Annotated in this window: 15 protein-coding genes; 4 read left to right on the top strand and 11 right to left on the bottom strand. The window is 53.1% G+C overall.

From position 1 onward, the window contains the following. Window positions 1-136: 136 nt before the first annotated feature. The gene (locus AC5TBW_RS17735) at window positions 137-2,149 is read right to left on the bottom strand and encodes a sensor domain-containing diguanylate cyclase (protein WP_495509826.1); all 2,013 of its coding nucleotides are present in this window, start codon (window positions 2,147-2,149) and stop codon (window positions 137-139) included. A gap of 351 nt (window positions 2,150-2,500) precedes the next feature. Between AC5TBW_RS17735 and AC5TBW_RS17730 the strand changes: the two genes are divergently transcribed. Beyond that, window positions 2,501-2,662 (top strand): hypothetical protein, encoded by a 162-nt coding sequence (locus AC5TBW_RS17730; protein WP_495509825.1) that lies wholly within the window; start codon window positions 2,501-2,503, stop codon window positions 2,660-2,662. Here the strand turns inward: AC5TBW_RS17730 and AC5TBW_RS17725 are convergent. Then, complete coding sequence (locus AC5TBW_RS17725; RefSeq protein ID WP_240719896.1) at window positions 2,659-3,213, bottom strand: carboxymuconolactone decarboxylase family protein; 555 nt, start codon at window positions 3,211-3,213, stop codon at window positions 2,659-2,661. The two genes, AC5TBW_RS17730 and AC5TBW_RS17725, sit on opposite strands and share 4 nt — an antisense overlap. Before the next feature lie 213 nt (window positions 3,214-3,426). Between AC5TBW_RS17725 and AC5TBW_RS17720 the strand changes: the two genes are divergently transcribed. Next, window positions 3,427-4,041, top strand: coding sequence for a TetR/AcrR family transcriptional regulator (locus AC5TBW_RS17720; protein ID WP_495509824.1), 615 nt, complete (start codon window positions 3,427-3,429; stop codon window positions 4,039-4,041). Between the two features lie 311 nt (window positions 4,042-4,352). Here AC5TBW_RS17720 and AC5TBW_RS17715 read toward each other — a convergent pair whose 3' ends face one another. The 5 genes from AC5TBW_RS17715 to AC5TBW_RS17695 all read right to left on the bottom strand — a co-directional run bounded on the left by AC5TBW_RS17715 (window position 4,353) and on the right by AC5TBW_RS17695 (window position 14,081). Continuing rightward, the gene (locus AC5TBW_RS17715) at window positions 4,353-5,909 is read right to left on the bottom strand and encodes a methyl-accepting chemotaxis protein (RefSeq protein WP_495509823.1); all 1,557 of its coding nucleotides are present in this window, start codon (window positions 5,907-5,909) and stop codon (window positions 4,353-4,355) included. A gap of 46 nt (window positions 5,910-5,955) precedes the next feature. Then, window positions 5,956-8,457, bottom strand: coding sequence for a bifunctional diguanylate cyclase/phosphodiesterase (locus AC5TBW_RS17710; RefSeq protein WP_495509822.1), 2,502 nt, complete (start codon window positions 8,455-8,457; stop codon window positions 5,956-5,958). A 1,256-nt stretch (window positions 8,458-9,713) separates the two neighbouring features. Beyond that, the gene (locus AC5TBW_RS17705) at window positions 9,714-11,627 is read right to left on the bottom strand and encodes a putative bifunctional diguanylate cyclase/phosphodiesterase (RefSeq protein ID WP_495509821.1); all 1,914 of its coding nucleotides are present in this window, start codon (window positions 11,625-11,627) and stop codon (window positions 9,714-9,716) included. A 12-nt stretch (window positions 11,628-11,639) separates the two neighbouring features. Continuing rightward, window positions 11,640-12,884, bottom strand: coding sequence for an FIST signal transduction protein (locus AC5TBW_RS17700; RefSeq protein WP_495509820.1), 1,245 nt, complete (start codon window positions 12,882-12,884; stop codon window positions 11,640-11,642). A gap of 663 nt (window positions 12,885-13,547) precedes the next feature. Continuing rightward, window positions 13,548-14,081 carry a hypothetical protein gene (locus AC5TBW_RS17695; RefSeq protein ID WP_495509819.1) on the bottom strand — a complete coding sequence of 178 codons (534 nt, stop codon included), beginning with the start codon at window positions 14,079-14,081 and terminating at the stop codon, window positions 13,548-13,550. Window positions 14,082-14,856: 775 nt separating this feature from the next. On the opposite strand from AC5TBW_RS17695, the gene AC5TBW_RS17690 reads away from it, so the two are divergent. Both AC5TBW_RS17690 and AC5TBW_RS17685 read left to right on the top strand, forming a co-directional pair. After that, the gene (locus AC5TBW_RS17690; RefSeq protein ID WP_495509818.1) at window positions 14,857-16,149 is read left to right on the top strand and encodes an MFS transporter; all 1,293 of its coding nucleotides are present in this window, start codon (window positions 14,857-14,859) and stop codon (window positions 16,147-16,149) included. Window positions 16,150-16,192: 43 nt separating this feature from the next. Beyond that, complete coding sequence (locus tag AC5TBW_RS17685; RefSeq protein WP_495509817.1) at window positions 16,193-17,098, top strand: homocysteine S-methyltransferase family protein; 906 nt, start codon at window positions 16,193-16,195, stop codon at window positions 17,096-17,098. Window positions 17,099-17,172: 74 nt separating this feature from the next. On the opposite strand, the gene AC5TBW_RS17680 is transcribed toward AC5TBW_RS17685, so the two are convergent. From AC5TBW_RS17680 to AC5TBW_RS17665, 4 genes are all read right to left on the bottom strand, one after another. Further along, window positions 17,173-18,795 carry a BCCT family transporter gene (locus tag AC5TBW_RS17680; RefSeq protein WP_495509816.1) on the bottom strand — a complete coding sequence of 541 codons (1,623 nt, stop codon included), beginning with the start codon at window positions 18,793-18,795 and terminating at the stop codon, window positions 17,173-17,175. Window positions 18,796-19,146: 351 nt separating this feature from the next. Next, window positions 19,147-21,384: a putative bifunctional diguanylate cyclase/phosphodiesterase gene (locus tag AC5TBW_RS17675; protein ID WP_495509815.1), complete on the bottom strand. Its 2,238-nt coding sequence runs from the start codon at window positions 21,382-21,384 to the stop codon at window positions 19,147-19,149. Beyond that, complete coding sequence (locus AC5TBW_RS17670) at window positions 21,374-24,367, bottom strand: CheR family methyltransferase (RefSeq protein ID WP_495509814.1); 2,994 nt, start codon at window positions 24,365-24,367, stop codon at window positions 21,374-21,376. Before AC5TBW_RS17670 ends, AC5TBW_RS17675 begins: the two co-directional genes overlap by 11 nt. Window positions 24,368-24,697: 330 nt before the next feature. Continuing rightward, complete coding sequence (locus tag AC5TBW_RS17665) at window positions 24,698-25,495, bottom strand: M48 family metallopeptidase (protein ID WP_495511988.1); 798 nt, start codon at window positions 25,493-25,495, stop codon at window positions 24,698-24,700. Window positions 25,496-25,575 lie beyond the last annotated feature (80 nt).

The following is a 25,575-nucleotide window of genomic DNA, read 5'->3' as shown; positions in this document are numbered from 1 at the left end:
TCTCATAACGTGGGTGGGCGGGCCACACGTCGTTGAAATAAGCGACCTGCGGCCCGGCCTATGAGAGGAAAGATGACTTTATTGCTTGTTAAATTGTCTGCTCTATCGGCTTGGAAATAGAGATTGTAATTGTCTGCTAGACATCGACATCACTCTCGACCTTGTTACGTCCACGTTGCTTTGCGCGATAGCTCGCAGCGTCAGCTCGATTGAGTACATCGTTGATCGTTGTATCCTCTTGGCGGAAATGACTGACCCCAATACTGGCGGTGACTTGCCATTGACGACCATCCGCTTCGATAAAGCTAGTGGCAATACTGGCACGCAGAGATTCGGCGATGGTGAGCGCCCGCGCTGGCGTACAGCCCGGCAGTAAGACGGCAAATTCATCTCCACCTTGGCGAGCGGCATAATCACTGCTGCGAATCCCGCTCTGTACGATATGCGCAATCTGTTGAAGCATCTGATCGCCTAGCGCATGGCCTCCTTGATCGTTCACGGGCTTGAAACGATCTAAATCAAACAGCACGACGGCGGTCGGTTTGTCTTTTGACTGCCATTGCATCAGCAACTCTTCAAGATGCCTCGTTAGCCCGCGACGATTCAGTAAACGGGTGAGAGGATCATGCTCCGCTTCCCAGAGCTTTTGAGCATAGTCGTGGTGGTGCTGGGTGATATCGCGTACCGTACCCACGGTGCCGATAAACTGATCATCGACATGCACAGCCGCTGTTTGCACATCTAACCAGTACATCTCTCCATCGGCACTCAAGAAGCGGAACTGACGTGTAAAATCCGTCTGTTTAACGAGACTGCGTAACCAAGCGGTTCTGACCTCTGGGCGGTCATCGTGATGAATTTGATCGCTCCAGTCTAGAAGGCTGCGGAGTGCCTCATCACCCAAAATCTCGTTCAGCGCGTCGTTGATAAAGGTCAGTTGACCGCGTGGGTTCGTCACAAATGTGCCTTGAGGCGAAGCGGATAACGTTCCCCTCAGCAAGGCTTCCCGCTCCGCTAAGTCGTGCAAGCTTGCTTGGCGTGCAGCTTCGGTCGTGTTGATCACATCAATAACGCGGCGCAGCTCTTTCATCGTGGTAGGGATATTCAATACAGAGCGGCGCCCGTCTTGAAGCTCTTGAATCTGTCGAGCAAGATGCGCCAAGGGGCGTAAAGCCAACCAAATCACTCCCCACACCAAGGGTAAAATCAGTGCGAGGATGCCCCAGACATAGACAGTAATTTGCTTCATGCCCGCAACAAGGGGGGCTTCGGCTTGTGCTTGCGGCAAATGCACGCCTACGATCCAGTTCGCAGGCCAAATTTGTCGATAGGCGACCAGTTGAGATTCGCCAGCGATAGACTGACCTAAACTCTCGCCTTCCCATCCATCCAACGCCTGCTCCAAGACGGGCGAAATGGAGTCAGGTAGCGTCACAATGGCTTCCTGTTGATTGGGAGCGTAAATACGCTGACCGGTTGCCGTTGTGATCGTGACATAGCCGCTATCGCCTAAGCGGAGCTTATCAAAGTTGTTGAACAGTTGGCTTTTCCTAAGATCGACCAATCCACCTAAAAAGCCTGTGTAGCGACCCGCGTCGTCGTGGAGGGGGACCAGCATCAGTACCAACGGCGTGTTAGTAATGCGTCCAACCAGGGGAGCGCTGACGTAAGGCGTTTTGAACGCATGCATAAACCGGGTATATTCACGATCAGCAAAATTGTTACCGCTGCGGCCTCCTTCAGCAGGCCACTCGTCAATGACATCGCTGCTTAAATCAAACACCAGCAGCGCTTCAAAGAGAGGTTCCATCGTGTACGCGTGCTGTTCGAGTAGAGCTCCTTGCCTGGGAAACGACATTCTCTCTGCCAAGCGCTCCAGCTCGCTGAAACGCTCATTCACCTGACGAGTGATTGAGTGGCTAATGAGTTCTGCCTCGTAGCGCAGATGCTGGTGGTTGGTCTCATTCACCAGGAACTTGCCCGCCTGCCAGCCAAACATGAGCACGATTAGGCAAAGCAAACTCCATAGCACCACAGCCCCCATAACCAAGCGCCCGCGTAGCGTCGCAAAGGGGAATGTGATCATGCGCAGGAACGAGTGCTGCACGTGCCATCTTGGAGCGATGTTTTCATTCGATATCGATGTCATGAACGGTACCTAGCAGGCGAAGGTTCAACGCGATCGCGTATCGCCTATCTCGTATAAAGTTGTCTAGCCATCATAACAGTTGAAAAAGTGCTGAATTAGCTAACGTACCAACAAATGCTCAAGGAAGGCTAGATCCGTCACTCGCCGGTGGGTAAGGCGCTACGTGTTTGGCGTAGCACTGGGATATGACGGCAAAAGGACAAGTAGATAGAGTGGTAGGTCAGACGACCCTGTAGAGAAGAAACGACAGCAAAAGCTAAACCATGGATGTCTAATTTGATGCGGCGCAAAATACCGTCTAAATTGATCGATGTTATGGCATGAAGCCTCTAGACAAGGATGTCACCTCCCATGGAAGGCCTAATTCCTTCTGATCTGTTCCTTTTTATTGGCTCCAGCAGGAGCCTTTTTCTTGTATCCAATATTTTTAAAAGTGCCATCACTGTTAAAGAAGCCTCATTCCAAAAACAAGAAGCGACGCTGGAGCGCCGCTTCTCGCGATACATTTATTAATTAGCCTTATGCCACTCAAATTTTTTGAAAGGGGCATCAACCGGTGTGTCGGCGAGGTGGTTGGTATAGTTGCTCATGACCTTCTGCGCTGTGACGAGCACGACCTCTAGAATCTGCCGTCTTGTAAAGCCAGCAGCGAGGAAGGCCTGCACGTCATTTTCATCTACGTGGCCACGACCACGCACAACGGAAAGCGTAAAATTACGCAGCGCTTCCAAACGTTCTGTGGGAAGTGGAGTCTCGTTTCGCAGAGCCTCAGTGATGGCATCGTCCACATTCATGGATTTAGCAATGCCCGTATGTGCAGGAACGCAGTAGTGGCAGGCATGTTCGACATTGATGGTTTGCCAAACCACGGTAAGTTCTTCCTTATCAAAACTGCTATCCAGCGCTAGCTGATGAAGCTTTTGATACCCCTCCAATAGCCCCGGTGCTTCAGCCATGACGGCGTGTAAGCCAGGAATCATGCCGAATGCTTGGATAGATGTATCCAATAGCTTTTGGCTGGGTTGAGGGGCGCTTTGCTTATCGTGAAGCGTAAAATCGATCATGTAACGGCTCCTTTACTTTTTCGACAAAAAATATGTCTTGCTACAGGCAATAGTATGATTTTGAGTGATCACTCAAAAAAAGGCGTGATAGATATAGTTTTTATCGAACACGACTGTAGCTGTACTTGAGTGATCGTTCAAGATAAAATTGAGCGATCGTTCAAATTGTTGACGCCGCTTTTCTCTAGCGGCCTTGTGAAATCGGATTCGATCATGCCTCGTGCAACTCTCCACCAACGCCATGACTCCTTAGAGCGGGCTCTACAGCTTTTCTGGCGGAAGGGCTTTCATGCCACTTCGCTGAAAGACTTGGAGCGAGCCCTAGATATGCGCCCGGGCAGTATCTATGCCACCTTCGGTAGTAAGGACCGGCTGTTTCAGGAAGCTCTAGAGCGCTACGCACGTTTGGCTCTGGCCGAGCTTGAGCGTACTTTAAACGCTCACGACTCGCCGCTGACAGGCCTGGCTGCCTATGTACGACGGCTCGGCGGACTTTGTGACCAAGAGCTGCCAAACCGCGCCTGCATGTTAGTGAAGAGCCTGTTGGAATTGGGCGAACGAGAGCAGGCGGCTTGGCGCAAAGCAGAGGAGTTGCTGGCAGGTATGGAAAAGCGTTTCATTGATCGCTTCGCTGCTGCTCAGCAGGTTGGCGAGTTGGACTCGCGACTCGATCCCAGCAGGCTAGGAAGGCGATTGCAGGCCGAGGTAATAGGACTAAGAGCTTTTGCCCAGCGCGACGTAGACAGCGCTGTTGTACATGATCTTGCCGAGGACATGGCGTTGTCCTTAGAAGCCCTGCGAATGGATACTGTTTCATCTTCTCGGTAGTTTTCTATGTAATGTCTTGGCACTGGGAAGCGGATCTCGTCGCCGACGGCGTATTCGGGGTAAGCCGCAAAAAAAGCAAGCCCTGTGCACGCTCCAGCCAATGACGAGTTTAATCACTAGTGCTGACGCAAAAAATTGCCAGCAATGGCCGGTAAGTTGTGCCCTTTGACGCTAGGAATGCTCATCCCCAAATGCTCACACAGCGTTTCGTAGCCGGTGATCAGCTGAGCACCGGCGTATAAGAGTCGACGTTGCTTTGGGCTTTAAATACATAGAATTCATCGTGCGACGTTAAAGTTTGGCGTTAAGCCTTAAGAATGTGCGATAAGCGTTTGTTTATTGGTCAATGGAGAAAGTGAGGGTAGTGTGAAACCACTTACTGCTTGCATCATAGTGTCCGCAGTACCGGAGAGCCGCTCTGCCAAAAGGTGTGAGTTATCCACAGCTTCGCGGGAAAGCTCCAACGCATTATAAATTTCGTTCACGCTTTGCTCTAACTCTTCAACGCCCTGATGCTGCTGCTGGATAGCGTTGTCCATATTAGTCAAGCGCATCGCCACTTGCTCGAAGCTTTGAATAAGGGACTGGGTGGTGTCAGCAATGATGGATGTTTGATCAACGCTTTTTGAGATCTGATCGGCAGTGGCAGCGATGGTTTGGCGTATTCGAGAGGCCGTATTATGAGTATTTTTCGACAGCGTTCGAACTTCGTTAGCCACCACGGCGAAGCCTAGCCCGTGTTCGCCTGCTCTTGCGGCTTCCACCGAAGCATTTAGCGCCAATAGGTTAGTCTGAAATGTGATGTTATCAATTTTGCTAAGCATTTCATGGATGTTGCCTGTGTTTTGATTAAGCAGGCGCATCATCTTACGCATTTCTTCCACCTGTTCGCCGTTTTGACGTGCGATTTGCTCAGCATGGTTGGCCAGTTTGCGAATGTGCTGGGATTCCTCGGCGGTCTCGCGAGTAGTGGTGGCGAGTTCAGTGCTGCTGGTGGATATACGCTCGGTTTGGCTACTGTTACGTGCTGTTTGTGTCCGTAACTGTTCCTGGGCAACGAAAAGCTGCTGGCTGTAAGCTGTGACATGACTTGCTGCGGTTTGTGTTTTGCGCAAACTTTCCGAGACCTGGTTACGCATGTTGATGACGGCGGCTACGGCAGGTAACTGCTGCTCTCTATCATTAAAAGTCATATCGAGCTTGCCACTGCCTGCGGCAACCGCAAAGTGAGTCACGTGAAGTCCTTCTTTAACCATGTTTCTCAGTACCTTGGCCAAATAGCCAAGAATCACCACCTGGATAACAACAGCACCGCCATGCATTAGCAAGCAGTAGAGTAAATCTACAAAGCCGTGGCTACTGTCACCAGCTATCATGCTTTCCATATCGCCCATACTGTTATAGAGCTGGACGACACCTTGGTATTGGAGCCAAGTAAATAGAACATGGTGTAGCGCAATGACTAGACCACCAAATGCAATAACCCGCCAGTCGCTGTAAAGGATCAATACAGATAGCAGGATAAAAATACTGAAGTGTGCCTCAATCAGTCCACCACTTTGTTCGATCAACACGGCTGACCAGACCATCATCACGGCAGCTTTGACGAAGCTGTTAATAACGTAACCGCGCCATTGGTGTTGGACGATGTAGGTCAGCGGCAGAGTAATCACCCCCACTACGACAGCCAATAATAGGGTTTGGGTGAAAATACCCACAACTACACATAAGAAAACGATAAAGCCTATCGGCAACCACATGAGTCTGTCGGTGCGTGCGATATGGTTTGAAAGTGATGCATCAGCCATTATTTTAATGTCCTTTTTAGTATTATAAATGCTCATAATTGCTAAATACATGTCATGCATTGTACAAGTATGCTTATAAAAATGAGCAGTACATGATGATTAATTATTACGTAAAGCTGGCATGATCTACTGCATCGTATTCAACTATTGCATTTGAGAAAGCCTTTACCGTGCTGGGACGACCAAACAGATATCCCTGATAAATATGGCAGCCCAGTCGAGCCAGCACTACGCGCTGCTCGTCGGTTTCCACTCCTTCGGCAACCACCCGCAGTCCCAGGCTTTCTGCAAGGGTAATGATGGTGGCAGCAATTGGCGTGGCTTGCATATTCAGGGTTAAGTCCCTGACGAATGCAATGTCGATTTTAAGCGTGTCCAAGGGCAGTACCCTGAGATACGAAAGTGATGAATAGCCCGTGCCGAAGTCATCCAGTGCAAAGCTGATTCCCACTCGTTGTAACTGTTCCATTTTTTTTATGGTGCTATCAGTGTCACTTAATAAAAGCGATTCGGTAAGCTCCAGCGTTAAGCGTACGGGTGGCGCATCATAGCATTGGATGAGCGCCAGCACTTGTTCAGCAAAATCAGGCTGCTGGAATTGACGAACGCTGATATTTAATGACAGCTTTAGGTCTTGGAACCCCGGCATATGACGCCACTCGCCCAACAGGCGGCAGCCTTCTTTCAATACCCAGTGCCCCAGCGGCAAAATTAGCCCTGTTTTTTCAGCGACGGGAATAAATCGCCCAGGTGAAACCATACCTCGTGTTGGATGCTGCCAACGTATAAGAGCTTCGGCTCCGATTACTTGCCTTTCGGCATCGACCTGAGGCTGGAGATAGAGGCACAGTTCGTCGTGCTCAATGGCGTATTGCAATTCACGTTCAAGCGTCAGGCGCTCTTCCAACTCGTCTTCTTGTCCTTGATGAAAGAGCCTAGGTTTACCATCCCGGTGTTGTTTGGCTTCCAGTAGGGCAAGTCCTACTCGTTTGAACAGCTGCGGCGTCATCTCCCGGTCGTGGGGTTGAAAGATAAGCACCCCGACATTTAACTGACACGGATAGGTATGGCCTTGCAGCAAATAGTCAGCCGTCAGCGATAACACTACCTCATCAATAAAGCGCATTGCCTCCTGCTCGGCGTTGGGCGCTTCGTGCGAAACAAGAGTGCCTGCTAAGGAAAACTCGTTACCGTCGAGCCTGGCAACGAGCCATTCAGTCTCTAGCCACTGTTTAAGGCGTCCGCCCAATTGGCGAAGCAACTCATCGCCGATATCTTGCCCTAGGCTGTCGTTGAGTACTTTAAAACGATCAATATCGAATAGAGCCAAAAATGCATACGGGTGGGTGAGCGACTTCTTGGCGCAAAGCTCGGCAAGTTTTTCCTGCAGCGCTCGCCGGTTGGGAAGCTCTGTCAGCCTATCGTGATAGGCAAGGTAGTGAATACGCTGTTGGGCCTGCTGTTCTTTAGAGCGGTCGCTGAGCAGCGCAACGTAGTCCTGGTCGTCGCTGTCGGCGTAGATGACAGGGCTTACGCTCAGCCATGCGGGAAAGCTTTCACCATTGGCGCTCAGTGCGTTGATCATTCCACTCCATTCACCCTTTTTTTCTAATACTTGGCGTATGTGTTTGCTGAGTGAATGGCTTTCTTCAGCGTAGTTAAGTTGTGACACCGGCATGCCTTCAAGCTGCTTGCTGCTGATACCCGCCAACCGTTCAAACGCAGCATTGCACAGACGAATCCGGGCCTGTTCATCGAGCAGGATCACGCTATCCTGAAGAGCGGAAATCACCTCAAGTAAGCGGGTTTGAGTCATGTGTTCATGGCGCTCGCTGGTATGCAGGCGGCGCTGCACTCGGGTACCTATTAGCGCGAGCAAGGCTATTAATACAGCAACGCTACCAATTAAATAAATTATCCAGTGAGACATGTGCAAGGCAGGCGTGCCAGCATCATCAGTAGGCAAAAACCAGGCAGCCTGCATGGCGACATAATGCATGCCGCAAACCGCGACAGAAACGCAAAGTGCCGCAATAAAGGCGCAGGTTCTGGCGCGCTTCATACCCCATTCATGCTGGCAAAGGCGATAGGCATAAACGCTGACAATGCCTAAGCCAACGGCGACCAGCAGCGAAAACAAAAATAGGTCCTGTGCATGGTATAGCTCTGCGGGCATGCGCATCGCAGCCATGCCGCTATAGTGCATTGTTCCTATACCAATTCCTAAACCAAGCCCTGCTATCACTAGGGCGCGATGGGAAGGATTATCGCGCGAAATGACGGCCATGGCACATAAACTACCGAGGATGGCGGGAATAATGGATAACAATGTAGGCAAAGGAGCGTGACTGACAGGGAAGTCCAACCGATAGGCATGCATGCCGATGAAGTGCATGCTCCATACGCCCAAGCCCATGGAACTGGCACCAGCAAGTAGCCATGTGCTGCGCCAGATCGTCTTAGATCCCTTCTGCACCAGTTTAATAATATCCAAACCTGCGAATGAAGCGACCCAAGCAACTAGCCAGGAGAGCAATACTAAGAAAAAATCATGTTCTCCCTGAACCGCGTTTATGATGTCCGGGTCCTGCAACATATTGAATAACATTTATTGATCGTCAACCCGTTGGCTATCGGTAATACAGTTACTATCGGCTCCTACTCCTAAATCTGTAATGGGTTGACTCAAAGTCGTCTAAAAAGTCGCCCAAATATCCTAAAAAATAATACGTAACGTAATGCACCCCAACGGGGTGTATGCAACGTTAAGGGTTGGTTAATGTAAAAAGGAAAGTTTTACTTAAAAAAATGGCTGCTCACCGGCAACGAAACAGGTGTCACCCTCAACAGAGAAGCGGTGGGACATTTCATGGCTCAATCGCAGAACAGCACGAGCGGAGTTAAGCACTTAAATCACGCCAAATTCTTCAGCTTCATTGGTGTTAATGGCAATTCAATACGCGTCTATTAATCACCGCTTTCACCTGAGAGCATAAAGGCCTTCGTCACTCTCTCGTGACCACAAAGCGGTACACTGCGTTCTACCTTCTAGGAAGATGAAGCGTTCAGAAGTAGGGAATTACAATGTAGTGGTCAAGAAAAAATGGCCACCGACTTATAGCTAGTCCAGTACTATTTCTCTGCCTGATTCGTACTTCTCTCTTTGTTGTGCTGAAGCTGGCTGTAATGCCCGATTAATTAGTTCACGACACAAGGAGAAAGCGCTTCAAGTAGCAATCGACCTTGTACTTTCGGATGGCGCAGCAGATCACGCACTGCATGACAATGAAGATCAGCGTTTCGCCCTGATCATCTTTCTCGTTTTTAATTCTTGCCAAAGCTGTTCTTGCCGGTAGTCGATGGAGGCCTTATCGAGTCGGCTCGGCTAGCGCTTGAGCATTTTTCAGGACTAGCCCCCGTTGTCTGAGAAGATCGCTGATCGACGAGGTACTGTAGTGAACGTCGGCCAGTCGTGCGAGGGCATCGGTAATACGCTGCATCGTACAGTGCTGTTCTTCAAAGCTGAATCCTTACTGTCCCAGAGCTTTGAGCGCTCCTCACCGCCTTTTGAATACGGTCGAACCATTTGCTGATGGCGTCTTGGGTGACTTCCAGGCGCCGAGCGGCCCGATTGACTCATGCCAACCTTGACCCATTTGGTAGCGAGCTAACGACGCTATGCTTGAGTTTACTCCACTAAGATAACGATGCCATGCCAGAGAGCAGAGTATATGCCAGGTCGGCAGGCTATCCATGACGAAGTGCCTGTATCGACAGTAGTAATAAAACCATTAACTAAAATAGATTCAAATTATTGATTATATTGGTTAATATCTATTCCCTTATAATATGTCATGAGGTTTTTCAACTCATGAATTTCTGAACGCTGCAGGTTTGTTGTTCGATGATCTCACTGATGAGCTGCGGCCTGTGGAATAAATATCCTTGGCCGGTCTTTATTCTGGAGGAGTTCAATAAATAGTTTTTTTCATCCAGTGTTTCGACGCCTTCCGCGATCACGGACATGCCTAGCGATGCACCCAGGGATTCTATTGCCCCTAGGATGCTCTGGCTTCGCGGTCGCTGATGTATAGAAGTTATCAGTGATCGATCGACCTTGAGTTCGTCCGCTGTGATGTCGGCAAGAATAGCCAGGGATGAATAGCCTATTCCGAAATCGTCGATGGAAACGCCGACGCCCGCTTCCCTGATCAAGGGCAATACCTGCGTCTGAAAAGCGCCAGCTGCAAGGAAAGATTCTTCCGTCACTTCGAGCAGAAAGCGCTCTGCACACCCAGTATCGGCTATTCGCCTTATCAGCTTCTGCATGAAGAGTGTTTTCGTTGCCTGGGACGCCGATATATTGATGCTGTATGTTGCGGCCGTTCCGAACTGGGCATCGAGTAAAGGTAATCTTTGGCTCAGATTGTCGAGAACGATATCGGTGATCCCATCCAGCAGATCCAGCTCCGTAGCAAGCTGCAGGAATGTCGCCGGCGAATGGATAGTGCCGTGACGATCCACCCAGCGGACCAGCGCTTCAAATCCGACAATGTCCTGAGTGCGTAGATCGACTTTCTGCTGCAAGGCACACTGGAATTCACGTTCCGTCAGGGCAATGCGCAGCCGATGTTCGAGTGACAATCGCTCTGACATCTCGTTACCCAGTGCTGAGCTGAAAAACGTGAAGCTCCCCTTATGCGCAGTTTTGGCCCGGTACATGGCTGTGTCCGCATGACGTCGGAGCGTATCATAGTCATGGCCATGTTCCGGCCAGAGCGCGACGCCAATCGATCCCGAAGCTCTAATTTCCTGCCCTTCAATGCTGAAGGGTTGTCGTAGCTTATCGCTTACGCGGTTAACAAGGACTGATATTTCTGATTGCTGTTCAATCAGGTCAAAAACGATAACGAACTCGTCGCCACTGATTCGCCCGATAATGTCCATTTGCCGGATTTCGGTGCCAAGCCTGTCCGCGACACTCTTTAGCAGCGCGTCGCCCACCGTATGGCCGTAGAAATCGTTGACCCGTTTGAAGTCATCGAGATCGAGAAATGCCAGGGCCATTTTCTGCCCCGGCTGTTTGCGCGCAAGGATAGCCTCGACGAGTTCCTGAATATATGCCCGGTTGGGTAAGCCGGTAAGCTGGTCATGGTTGGCGCGCAGCTTCAGCGCCTCCTGGCTGACTTTCAATTGTTGGGTCAGATGTTGCAGACGATGACTTTCCGCCTCGGTCTGGCTGGCACGCTTGGCCGCAAACGCATGGGAGGCCAGCAGAGAGAATTTGCGGGCAAGCGTCACGTGGGTGCGGTCAAAGCCAGGGTGATCCTCATCCCGTAGCAACATCATGAGTCCGCGCTGACCGCGCACGCTCAGCGGCAAATAGAGGGTAGGCTGCGATTTCGACAAACCGTCAATCTGAGGCCAGGCTTCATCATCCGCGGTGGAAATCGTCGTTACAATGCGTCCAGAAAGCACCTTGCCAAATTTCCGGCCGTTTTCCCAGAGTGACGCGACCGCCGCAGCGTGGGTTGAGGCGACGCATTCCAGCTTGCACGGATCTTTTATATTTTCGATGAGGACAATAGCGTAAGAGCACTCGAAAACCGGCAATAGAGCCTTGAAGACACCCACAAAAGGGTCGACGTTGCCATCGACATCAAGCATCGCCTCCAGCGCCTCGAGCAGTACATTGGCATGCGTTACCTCGACGCGTAGGGTGCCTACCTCGCGGCGCAACGCTACCAGTGCTTCGCGAAGCTCTTCGGAGCCTTCCAAGACGGGCTGCATCTAGTGCCCAAAGGCAACAGCGGAGATCATCAGGTTGCCATGCGCATTCTTTTCAAGCACGGAGCCTTGTTCGCCGAAGGTAAAACATCCCAGGAAGGGCATATTTTTGAAGCTTGCCGACACCGTCTGCGAAACTTCGGGCATCTGTTCGCCAACAGCGAGCATGCAGCCCGCACAATAGACAATCAGTCCGCCAGCTAGATTCTCGCTGCCGCCGGGAATTGCATCCGCTGCCGCCGAGGCGACCTTACCAGCACGCTGGATCAATCGGGTTCTGTCCCCGCGCATGCTATAGAGACGAGTGCCTTCTTCGATGGAGGCAAACGTGGAAAGCGACTGATTTTTTCCGATCTGCTCAGGGTGAATGAGAAGATATTGAGTGACACCCTCGATTTGACCCGCATCGATGCCCAGCGGATAGGTGGTGGTGTCCTCGAGGATGCATCCTCCGTTCTCTATCTTTTCTGATAAGACTCCGCCAATCCACCGGTTGTAAACCTCCGCCGCCGGCTCGCCGTCAATGGTTAGAACCTGCCGACCACTGACTTTGGTGACGACCCCGCTTTCGCCGAAAGAGTCATACCCGATACTTGTCACAAGGCCACTCGCACCGCTAGGCTCGTAACCTCCCTGAAAAGCAAAACCAATGCCGCCGGAGGAAAACAACACTGCCACCACGAGACCGTCGTTCATAGGTCCCTCCGGCCCGATCTGGCGCCATCCGCCGGCCACCGTGTTGTCCGCGGAACTGCCGCCTATAATGGGACATCGGTCGCCCACCACGCGCCGGAGGCCTTCGATCACCGCTTCCTCCCGCCCGGGGGCCTGATAGATCCAGATCAATTCCGGCAGTTCCCCGGAGCAATCCGCTGCCGCCAAGGCCGCATGAAGCGCCTGTTCGGCACATCCGCACGCATCCGGCCCAAGCCGGACGGCGGCGGTGCCGTAGTCCCCGTCCGCATCCTCGATCAAAAGCAGGCCGATCGATCCCGCACCGCCCAGCCCAGCTTCACTCATTACTCCGCTACAGGAGGTGCCGCCGAGCAGGGCAGCATCCGGGAAACGAGTGCGGACGTAATCGAAAATCAACGCATCCTCATGATCGCCGTCATAGAACACACAGATAAGATTCGGGTCGATCTCAACGTCGTCAATAGCGATGGATAACTCCGATAGGGCCTCTGCGGTGGACGAGTTCGATATAACAAAAGACTTCAATGCAACCATAATATTTGCCTCGGGCATTGAGATCGCGCGCCTGGAGCTGACCGACGAGGTTTTACGCTATTCGGTTTGCGACACTATTGAGAGTTTGAACGGTGAGCCACTTGAGCACGCCTGCATTACTTTCTATCGGCATGTGACGGGAAAACTTTACGAGTCTGATGGGAGCAATAAGCCTCGTAAGATAGGCTAGAGGTGTCTGGATAACATAGGGCAGTCCATATAAGGCCTGGAGGTGTCTACGAAACCCTGGGGCGATTCATTGGCCAATGGTCATTCTTGTCCGAAAAAGAGACGTATGAAAGTCACGCAATGTGCCCATTGCTTACGCTGTAAAAGGCATTACTCGTTGTTAATTGGCGCTAGTTCCCTAAAAATTTTTACTAGTTTTAAATATATCTATATGATTTTAATAATTTATTTATATTTCTGTTTTTAGTAGCAAGAAAACTGAAACTAGCAGGATATGGCCTCCGAAGCCGAGGGTCGCAGGTTCAAATCCTGCCGGGCGCGCCAAATTGTTAAAAAGGGGCCTGCGAGAAATCGCAGGCCCCTTTTTTTGTTGGCTGCTAACGGCGAATAGCGGTTCTTTCAGTTACTCTAATATCACAGCCTAGAACGCGCGACATTGTAGTGAAGGCGCAGCCGCAAGAGAGACTTTTGCGGTGCCTGAGATTGTTAGCCTCAGTAAGTTAAGTTTGGCCAATGCTCATGCACTATTTCAGTGGACGTATGATTTGAAGATAAGCATTCACGCACCATCTTCTCAAGCACATACAGATTGATAGGATCAAGATGGCCCTCAAGCAGCTCTCTCGTTTCTTCAAATGCGTAGTCAAAGCTGTCGATCTTAAGCCTATGCGATTTGAATTGCTCAAATAGAAAGGTGATCATTCTCTTACCATAGTGCGCGTTAAGCGATGGCAAGGTAGTGGTATCAGCTTCATCCGTTTGTTGCTCAATAAGACCTTTCACAAGAGCAATAACTGAGTCCAACTTTGCATGTAGCTGCGGTATTTCCCTATTCAGAAAAGCTTTAATGAACACGGAGGTTGCTTGATCCTGCTGTATTTCTTCCACGACTTGATGATGATTGTGCTCGATAAGCCAAGCAATAAACTCAGTAAGCTCATTTCCTTTCTTGATATCCCGCCCTGTAGCGAATGCTGAAAGCAAGCCCACGATAGTAGCGGATGCAGTTGCATATTCAGCAATCACAAGCCAGCTCCAACTCTGGTACTAATAATTTATTAGTGCACATTAATATTTTCGCCACTCTTTTAAGCTTGCATGTGAACATCAATGAAATTATCGCTAGTCATTGTTTTATAATTATTTAAAAAATATTATTTTCGTAAATTCAAGCATTTGTAATTTCAAATCTTTTAAAAACCCGCTTTGTTGGCTTAAGGCGTCTATGAATATGCGTTTTAGGCTAACTTCCGCTCAGGGTCGTTAGCTGCCTTTTCATGTATCTAGCAACTGACCCGCCACCTACTAAAATTAGCCTAGCACAAGCTGCCTAAGCTGGCTGAAGCTCGTAAGCAAAAGATTTCAACGCTTCGTAAGAAATAGCTGGAACTGCATTGGAAAAATTCGCAGAGGTTTGTGTTTAGACTTATGAACAATCAGAAACTGTGCAACCTGCCGGGCTAGTACAATTGAAAAAAGAGACCTGCAATTACTCACAAGCCCCTGACTTGTCTATCCTAATCCCCGGTTTCAACTCTTCCCGCCTGAGTGGGCGTGCCTACCCGCACTTCGCTGAGATCCTCATGGGAGAGGCCGCGTTACAGCGCGAACATTATGATAAATACCAGAATAGACATCGGCAGGCCGACCACGGTGATTACCTCCTGCAATGCGGTCAGCCCGGCATCGCCTGCCAGCATGACGAGCATGGCGGGTTATCTGCATTGCTCATCTTGACTATGGCGACGACAATGAACTAAGCGCACCTCATTAAAGCCACCGCTTTCATGGAGTAGTCGGTATGAAAACCTTGTCGAATATGGGGTTTGCCCTCTTCGGTGCCGCACTGGTCGCCATTAGTTATGGCATGGCGCGTTTTGCATTTGGCCTGTTCGTGCCTTCCATCAGCGCCGAACTGGCACTGACGCCGTACCTTATCGGTCTCATCGGTGCGCTGCCGTTTATCAGTTTCGTGCTGGCTACCCTGGCCGCACCGCTTGCCGCTCACCGATTCGGTGCGCGTAACTTGGCGGTGTTGTCGGGCGGTTTCGGGGTAGGTGGCCTGGGGCTGATTAGTCAGGCGTCGGGCGCATTATCGCTCGGGGCGGGGGTGTTTATCTGCGGGATTTGCACCGGCTTGATGATGCCCGCGCTGACTGCTGCAATGCAGTCGCTGGTGAGCCGGACGATGCACGGGCGTGTGAGTTCCATTATGAACGCGGGTACCAGCGTCGGTATTATAGTGGCGGTGCCGACCGTTGTGTTTCTAGCTGATGCATGGCGCTTGACCTATACCATCTTTACGGCCCTGACTGCCCTCGGTGTAGTGGCAGCATGGTACTTCATCCCTTCGGTGTCCCGAGTCATTCCAGCCAATGCTGCACCGCCGCCGCCCATTACCCGCTTGCAGTGGTCGCGGCTCATTCGACTTTCGTTGTTTGCTTTCGCGATGGGCTTTGTGTCTGCGCCGTACTGGCTTTTTGCGCCCGATCTTGCTGTAACGCTTGGCGCGTTACCCCCTGGCCAAACCGGTTGGCTGTGGTTTGCGGTCGGTATTGCCGGGTTGGGTGGTGCCGTGGTGAGTGATTTGGCCGACCGCAATAACCCGCCCATTACGCAAGCGTTGATGTTGATGATGCTCTCCTCGAGCCTCGCGTTGCTGGCCGCTAGCCCTAGCCAGTTAGCATTGGCAATGTTTTCCGCGCTGGTCTTCGGCCTTGCCTACATGAGTTTAACGGGACTCTACCTGATGACGGGTATTCGCCTATTGCCGGGACGGCTATCAATGGGGCCGGTGTTACCTTTTATGGCCTGTGCGCTTGGGCAAGCGGTAGGCTCTCCGGTCATCGGTTTATTGGTCGATGGACTTGGCTATGCGGATGCATTTGCGATCTTCTCTGTGATCGGTATTTTGATCGCGTTTTTATCGCCCATCTATCCGGGCCATATCGACTATTGGGCGGAGGAAGAAGAGCCGCAGCCTGTTGAGGATACTGGCCTTCAGGCCGCGTACGACCAACAGCTATTGGACGACAATGGTGAGCCTATCGAACCCGTTGAAGAAGAAACCGATACGGCCTCGTCTAGTGGTTGATAACATTATGCAGCCAGTAACCTTAGCAAAGGATCGCGACCTGATGAGCGCTGAAAGAGAAAATGTAGTACTGCTTGACGGCGGAATGGGGCAGGAGCTTAGAAAACGCAGCAGCCAGCCGGTATCCCCTTTGTGGTCCGCTCAGGTCATGCTTGACGAGCCCCACTTGGTTATCGCTGCGCACCGAGATTTCATCAAGGCTGGTGCCCAGGTGATTAAGCTCAATACCTATAGCGCCACCCCTCTCCGCTTGGCGCGTGACGGCGATCCGGCCATGTTTGAACTGTTACATGCGGCAGCGCTCAGTGCCGCCCATCAGGCGTGTGAGGAAAGCGGACGGGTGGTGCGTATTGCGGGCTGCCTGCCGCCATTAGTCGCGAGTTATCATGCCGATAGCGTGCCGGACGACGCTATTTGCCTGCGTGACTACCGCCGAATCGTGGAATGCCAGGCAGACGGGGTCGATCTTTTTCTGTGTGAAACGATGTCGCTTGCCCGCGAGGCAAGGGCCGCGACTCGTGCGGCGGTAGAGAGCGGGCGTCCGGTATGGGTGGCATTTACTGTGGATGACCACGATGGTACGCGCTTGCGCTCCGGTGAGCCGCTTGCCGCGGCGGCCCGGTCGGTCGTAGAGCTCGGTGCTGAGCGGATCATGGTCAATTGTTCTACGCCTGAGGCGGTCACGAGCGCCATGAGTGAACTGGCCAGGCTCAACGTGCCCTTTGGCGGCTACGCCAACGGGTTTACCTCTGTGGCGCCGCTCCAGCCCGGCGGCACCGTGGATGCGCTAGCGTCGCGCATGGATCTTGACCCCGATGCCTACGCTGAGCACGCAATGAGATGGGTCGAGCAGGGGGCAACGGCCATTGGTGGTTGCTGTGAAGTGGGCCCTGACCACATTGCCACGCTGGCTAAGCGCTTGGCGGAAAAGAAGCCCCGCCTACGTTGAGACCGCCCAGCACTTAGTTTTCCCAATTCCAAACAGGGGCCTGCAATGCCTGGCAGGCCCCTGTTGTGTGCCCCCTAATCCTCCGGCTTCAACTCTTCTTGCTTAGGCGGCGTGCCGACTCTTACTTCGCTGAGATCCTCATGGGAGAGGCCGCGGTAAAGCGCGAACATCATAATAAACACCAGAATAAACATCGGCAGGCCGACAACGGTGATGACCTCTTGCAGTGCCGTCAGTCCGGCATCGCCTGCCAGCACGATGAGCATGGCGGCCAACATGCCTTCGGAAACGCCCCAGAAAACCCGCTGATGCCATGGGCCTGGGTCTGAGCTTCCGGTACACAGCATATCGACGACCAGGGAAGCGGAGTCCGATGAGGTGGCGAAGAAGATAGCGACGATCACCACCGCCAGGCCCTGAATCAAGGTGGCGCCGGGAAAGTTATCGAAAAACGCGAACATGGCGAGTGGAATACTTTCGGCGACGGCAGTGGATAAAATACCGGCTTGATCACCCAGGGCTGCCCGCGCCTCGGGGCCAATACCGTCAATCTCCATGGCCGACCAGCCAAAGATCGCAAACCAGATCAGCGTAAAGATCGAAGGGGCGAACAGCACGCCGAGCACGAACTCGCGGATGGTGCGCCCACGGGAAATGCGCGCCACGAAGATGCCGATGAACGGCGACCAGGTGACGGTCCAGGCCCAATAGAAGACCGTCCAACTGCCTTGCCACCCCCAGGAGCCGCCTTCGCTGGAGTAGCGTGCCAACGTGTCATTCCAAAACGCCATGGGTAGCAGGTTCGTTATATACAGGCCAAAGGTTTCGACAACGGCACGTAACAGGAAAACAGTCGAGCCGGTAAACAGCACAAACAGCAGCAGACCAACGGCCATCCCGATATTGATATTTGAGAGCCGTTTCACCCCTGAATCCAGCCCCGCGATGATCGACCCCACGGCAACAGTGGTTAGCACAGCGATGATCACTACCTTTGGCAGCACGGCGTCTGGAACACCAAACAGTTCCGTTAGCCCTGCATTGATCTGCTGGGTGCCCAGGCCGACCGACACCGCCACGCCAAATAACGTGCCGAGAATGGCGAAGATATCGAGCGCTTTGCCAACAGGGCCGTAAATGCGCTCGCCTAACAGCGGAAAGAACACCGAGCTGAAACGCATCGGCAGGTTGTAACGGTAGATAAAGTACGCGAACGCCAGCCCCGGCATGGCGAAAATCGCCCAGGTATGCAGGCCCAAGTGATAGATCGAAAAGCTCATGGCATCGTCGGCGGCAGCCACCGAGAAGGGCTCGACACCTGGCCGTGGGGGCGTTGCGAAGTGGGATATCGGCTCGGCCACGCCCCAGAACATCAGCACCGTGCCGATGCCGCCTGCAAACAGCATGGCGAACCATGAGGCGTTGGTATAAGCCGGTTTCGCATCATTGCCACCTAAGCGTATTGCCCCGAAACGGCTGATGGCCACCCAGAGCAGAAACCCTACCCAGCTTGTTACCCCGAAAATAAAAAACCAGCCCAGGTTAGTCACGATCCATTCCCGCCCTGCGCCAAAGGCTTCTCCTATGGGGCCTGGCGCAATCAACAGCGCCACGAGAAAAACGATCATGATCCCGGCTGAAGTGAAAAATATAGTGGGATCGGTCTTGAGGCCCAGCTTTCGCGCAAGTGCATCCATCGTTACGTCTCCCTGTGTCTTTACGATCGGTTTTTATACTCAGCTTTTACAATCAGCTTTATATCCGGCCTTCATCACCAGCCAATACAACGCGTCTTTAAAGCAAGCCTCTAAAACAACGTAGGAGCTATAAGCCAATCGCGCCAAGCAGGGGGAACAAAAGATGCTATTTTCAGCGCTTCTCGGCTGTATGGAATAGGGTGAGTCATGCCGACCTCTGACCCTGGTGCAGCATTGGATAGATTTGAAGAGAGGCGGATGTTTTTGGCGTTGGATGACTCTTGTGACGGGGCTTATTGATATTTGGAAGGATTGGCTCCCTCGCGCCTCAAGCGCGCATCAAAATGCTCTCTAGGTATGAAGCATGGCCCGAAATTCTGCGGCTTCAAGAGGGTAAGCGAGGATAAAACCCTGGATGCGGTTGCAGCCTTGTTCCTGCAGCCACGTCAGTTGCGATTGCGTCTCTACGCCCTCGGCCACCGTCCTGAGTCCGAAGGCCTGCGCCATGTAGAGAGTGGCCCGTGCGATGGCCTCGTCGTGCTCGTTTTCGCCTAGACCGTCGACAAAGGATTTGTCGATTTTGAGCTCGGCCAGGGGTAGCCGCTTGAGATTGACGAGAGAAGAGTAGCCGGTTCCAAAGTCGTCGATTGACAGTTCGATCCCACCTTCGTGAAGCTCGCGGATCTGCTGGTGGACAATATCGGAGCGTTCGGTGAGCGTGCTCTCCGTGAATTCCACCTGGAGCTGGCCCGGCGATATGCCATATTGCGTCATGGTCTCGCGCAGGTGGCAAGCAAACTTCCCTTCGCGAAAGGTTTTGGGGCTGACATTGAAAGAAATAACCGGTGGCTTGAGGCCTGCTGCTAGCCACTGCTGAATATCGGTACACAGCAGCTCCTGCACCCGCCAGCCCAGTTCCGTGATCAAGTCAGATCTTTCGGCAATGGGTATGAAATGCTCTGGACTGATCAGGCCCCTTTCGAAATTTTCCCAGCGTAGCAGGGCTTCTGCACCCACAAGACGCCCGAGGTTACTCGCGTCAAATTGAGGGTGATACAAGATACGCAGCTCCCCGTTAGTGAGCGAGCGGCGCAGCGCCTCCTCAATAGCGCGATCCTCTAAAAGCTGCTTATGCAACTCAGGTTCGTATAGCCGGAGCCGGTTGCCACCCTCACCCTTTGCACGATACATGGCCATGTCGGCCGCTTGGTAGAGTGTCTCTATGTCTTTGCCGTCTTGGGGGTACAACGCCAACCCAGCGCTAGTCGTTACGTGCAGGTGCCGGCCTCGAATCTCAAAAGTTCCAGCGAGGCCCTCTACTAAGCGCTGTGCGATGAATCCCGCTTCTTCTGCATCGCATTCGGCGAGCACCACCGTGAATTCATCGCCGCCTATTCTCGCGACGGTATCGAGTTCGCGTACCCACTCTTTTAGTTTATCGGCCACCTGTACAAGTAGCTCATCCCCCACCTCGTGCCCAAGGGTGTCATTGATATCCTTGAAATGATCCAGGTCCAAAAACAGAACCCCCGCCTTTCCACCGCCGTGCTGGGCCTGGGCGATGGCCTGTTGAACTCGGTCCCTGAACAGGCTGCGGTTAGGGAGGCCGGTTAGCGCATCATGGTTGGCCAAGTACTCAATTTTGCGCTGAGAGGCCTTGATCTGGCTGATATCGGAGAAAACGGCCACTAAATTCCGCGGCTGCCCTTCTTCGTCGTCAATGCGAGTGATGGTGAGCCATTCCGGGTAGATCTCGCCGCTCTTGCGGCGGTCCCAAATCTCCCCCTGCCATAAGCCATGGCTTTTAAGGCTGCTCCACATCTTTTTATAGAAGGCCTGCCCTTGGCGTTCGGATTTGACCAGGCCGCTCATGGTTCCGCCCAGGGCGTCACTTTCGGTGTAGCCGGTAATAGAGGTGAAAGCCTTATTGATGGACTGAATGCAGCCGGTGGGATCCATGACGACGATCGCCTCGCCTATTTCGTCAAATACACTGGCGGCGATGCGCAGTTTATCCTCTATCCGACGGCGCTCCGTGATGTCAATCAGCGCACAGCGGTAACGGTCAGCGCCTGCATCATCAGAAGGTTCCACCACGCTTTCCATGCGCACCGTGCGTGTCGCTTCCGCGTCCCATGCCAGGGTCAGGTCGACGGCATTAGTTTTCCTCGTGGAAGCAAGGGTGCGGCGGTGTAGATGCAGCGCATCCTGGGATTCAGTGGCCACAAAGGCAGACATTAAATGGCCGACCAGGTCGGTTCCCGGGGCGAGGAGATGGACAGCCGCTCTGTTGGCTTCCAGAATGCGGCCTTTGGCATCCAGGAGTAGATAGCCCATCGGGGCACATTCGAAGAGATCGCGATAAGCGTTTTGGGCGATTTCACGGGCGATTTCGAGCCAGTCTCGTGCTTGCTGCAGTTCCTCGTTCTGGATTCGCAGCTCTTCCTGGTGCAGCTCCAATTCGAACACTAAGGATTGAATATCAGCCCCCGTCCAGTTGGAGACATCCGTGAGGCTCTGCCCCAGACTACGACGGGCGGCTTCCCGCAGGCCTCCCGGTAAGCGCGGTTGCAGTTCGTTATGGGCCATGGTCGGGACTCATTTCGGTTCGTTCTGAAGGCTTGAGTACTGGCTTCTGAACATCGACCGCAAGCAGGATCATCGCTGAACCATCTTCCAACGCCAGATAGCGGCCATTCATGCGTAAGCAAGCGGGCGTTGCATCGCCAAGCTCCATGTTCAGTTCGAAGTCTTGGAAGGTCTGCTGTTTAGGCAGCACCTCCGTTAACAGCGCCCTCAATTCCGGGTGATTCCACTTTCCGTCCCCTAGATCCCACAGGCTCTTGCCGACTACTTCCTCCGGGGGCTGGGGGAAAATGCGATAGAAGCCATCGTTGGCAGAGACTACCTGTAACGCCGGGTCGAGCACTAAAAGGGGTTCAAGTACCGTGTCGACGACCGCTCGAAAAAAGGCCTCGCTCTGTGCCAAGGCATGTGTGACCTGGATGTCCTGAAAGGTGCAGACCACGCCGCGGATGACATTCCGAGTACTACGATAGGGTTGGATGCGAAGTAGATACCAGTGACCAGTGGTGGTCTGTACCTTGATCTCTTTGGTGATCAGGTTATCCAAAACGGCATTTGCATCTTCCATGAGTGTGTCGTAACTCAGCTTGGTCGTCAGCTCGCTTAGAGGCCGACCAATATCGGAAGGGCGTACGGCGATCAGATTCTGTACAGGGGGGGTGAAGCGCTTGATGTTCAGGGCTTCATCAAGAAACAGGGTGGCGAGGTGGGTACTGTCCAACAGGTTCTTAAGGTCATCATTGACCTCGGTAAGGTCGTCGACACGTATATTGAGCTCGGCATTGACACTGCGCAGCTCCTGATTAAGTGATTCGACTTCCTCCTTGGCGGCTTCCAGCTCTTCGTTGCTGCTCTGGAGTTCCTCATTCATGGATTGGAGCTCCTCATTCAAAGACTGAAGCTCCTGATTGGCGGCCTGCATCTCTTTAATGGCGACCTGCTTTTCCCGACGAAGGGCTTCCAGCTTGCCATTCAGTCGAGCCGCAGCCTCAATATCGCCACTATCAGAGTCAGTGGTAGGGCGGGGAGACTCCGCGGGCGGTTTCAGCGAGTTCTGTACAGGTGCAAGATGCAAGGCGACAAGGCAAAAACCCGCTAGGGCCTTGGGGGTTCGGATCAGTTGAACCTCCAGCCGTACCTGCTCGGTATCTCCATTGGCCAGCACCTCAACCTCCTGGCTAATGTGATCGATATCACCGCTGGCCACTTCCTTTAGCGCCTGACTCAGCGGCGCCCGCAGGCCGGGTCGCGCCATTTCCAGCAAATGATTACGGGCGGGCCCACTGGCGGGTTCTAGAAAACGGCCTGTTTTGCCATGCACATATACGACTTCCCCGCGGTCATTGACCACGACTGAAGGTGGGGCGAACTGCAGCGCTAGAAGGCATTCCACACTACGGGAAAGTGTGTCGGTGGCCTCCATCGTTGGCTGTCTAGGAGACTCCAGAAACGGCAGTGAGCGGCGGTGACGGCTAGGCCCAGGCATCTCCAGTAGCCGAGGCGGCAGGGACCCTTCAGCAACCCGGTAGATTCGACTCTCTTTATCTACGACGCTGAAAGCGTCGCTCTGGTGATCCAGGCTTTCCGAAGGCCCCAGCAACAGAATACCCTGGCTGCGCAGGGCGTAGCGGAACAGCGCCAGAAGGCGCTCTTGCCGCTCCCGTTCGAGATAGATCATGAGATTGCGGCAGGTAATAAGATCCAGGCTGGTAAACGGCGGATCCTGAAGGACATTGTGCTCGGCGAATACCACCATGTCTCGCACCTCACGTCCGATCCTAACGGTATCGTTTTCAGCCGAGAAATACCGTCGCAGGTTCGATTCGCTCAGGTCCTGGCTAATGCTGGTTGGATAACGCCCCGCCCTGGCTCTCTCAATGGCTGACTGATCTACATCAGTGGCGAAGATTCTCACCGCCGGAGCCTGTTCCCAGTCCGCCATGCATTCCCGGATGAGAATGGCCAGGGTGTAGGCTTCCTCGCCAGTAGCACACCCTGCCACCCAAGCCCGGAACTCCTGCCCCGTCCGCACCGCCCGTTGTAACATCGCTGGTAGCAGCTCGCCCAGGGTGGCCCAGGCTCGGGGGTCTCGAAAGAAGTTGGTGACACTGATGAGAAACTCTTGAAACAGCAGGTCAACCTCTTCGGGGTGCGCCTGCAGATAGACCAGATACGACTGGGGTTCGAGGATCTGCCGCAAGTCCATGCGACGTTCCAGGCGGCGATTTAGCGTGCTCACCTTGTAGCCTGAGAAATCGTGACCGGTACGATACCTCACCTGATGCAGGATCTTTCTCAACAGGTCGGGTGGAATCGCAGACTGATTGCTTTCCAGCGTCGCCTGACGGTGGTTTTGGGAGCGGAGGTAGCCTGCCAAGGTAGCCGGCATATCCGCCGAGGGCAGCACATAGTCCACCTGACTGGTGGCAATCGCATTGGCTGGCATCCCTCCGAACTCTGCAATATCCGGATCTTCGGCCATTACCATGCCGGCCTGGGACTTAATCGATTGAATACCGAGGGTGCCGTCACTGCCCGTTCCAGAGAGGATAATCGCGAGCGCGCGGTGTCCTGCTTCCTCCGCAAGTGACCGAAAGAGGGTATCGATAGGATGGGGCGGGTGGGGCCGGTGGGCCACTGTCGCCGATATACCGGTACCTAGGCGGTCGTTAGCCGCCCCGGACTTGACTAGCTGCCCTTTGTAAAGAATCCAGCCGTCGTCCGGTAGTGCCACATAGATTCTGTTCGGTGCCAGGGCCTCGCCCTCCTGGGCCATTTGCACTGGCAAGGCCGTATGCGAGCCTAAAATTTCGGGTAGCAGGCTACGCTCACCTCTGGGATGGTGGGTGACAATGACGTACGCCGCTCCCGTATCAGCAGGTAGATTAGCCAGGAAGGATTTAAGAGACTGGAGTGAACCAGCCGACCCTCCGATGCCGACAACTGGCAAGGCTTCCAATACGTGGTGATCGTTCGATGGTGACATGCATTGATCTCGGACGGATGATATTTAGTTTTCCATACCCTTATAATGTATGGTTTTTAGCATTATTGTGATCCTGCTTTTTCCGACTCAAGTTGCACTCGCTCTTGAGTTCGCTAAACCTCAGTATAACCGCTATCCAACAAAGGCCCGGTTGATTTGCACCGTTTGAGCTGAATAGAGTGTTTGGTCTAAATAAAAAAGGCTAAGAAGCTTCTTAACATAAAATAATGAAACTGCCGCATTGCGTTTAATAGCAGCTTTATATCGTTCGCTCCCCCACACAACATTTGTGAGCAGAGAAAGGCTGAAGGTTCTGCTCACTGCCTATCCTTAACAGTCAGCCGGGGGGACGTCGCGGTAGCTTGCCACGGCTTCCTCCATTGCTTGATTCAATGCCTCGATACGCGTTCTGTGTGCAGGGTGAGTAGAGAGAAATTCGGGGGGCTGACCACTACCGGCAGCGGCCATGTTTCGCCACAACGCCACGCTATCTAGCGGGTCGAATCCTGCTTGCGCCATGACCGCCAAGCCCATCAGATCGGCCTCCTCCTCGTGGGCGCGGCTGAACGGCAGGCTGATACCGAGCTGCGCGCCCAGGCCCAATGCCTGCATCAACTGTTGCTGCCCTAGGTCTCCTTCACCTAAAAAACCTACCAGCAACAGCACTGCCTTAATACCCAGCTGCTGGGTAAGGCGCTCATTGCCATGGTCAGCCAGCACATGCGCCACCTCGTGACCGATCACCGCTGCCAGTTGGCTCGGGGTCTCGGCCACGCTCAGCAGGCCCGAATGCACGCCGATACGGCCACCTGGAAGGGCGAAGGCGTTGGGTGAAGGATCTTCAAAAACAACAATCTCCCAGGCTTCGGGCAGGTCGGCGGCAGGATAGACGGACTCGGCAGCGGTGATTATCTCTTGGGCCACGCACTGTATCTGACGGTTAATGGAGGTGTTCTGAGACACGGGTTGGTCGCGGCGCAGTTGCTCGAAGGCATCCTCGCCCATCTGTGCCATCAGGTTCTCCGGTACCAGGGCCAGTTGTGAACGCCCGGTTGGCGTCTGATCGCAGCCAGCCAGCAGTAATAGGGGGAACATCAACAGCAGGTGCAACAAGTAAGGCAGACGCATCGCATCTCTCATCAGTAAACCACGCGTATATACCTCGGCCTTGGCCAAGGGGGGAGTCATGCCACTATCTTAAGGCATCT

The sequence above is a fragment of the Vreelandella sp. ssv genome, assembly GCF_059448525.1.
This window is presented reverse-complemented; position numbering and strand designations above follow the sequence as displayed.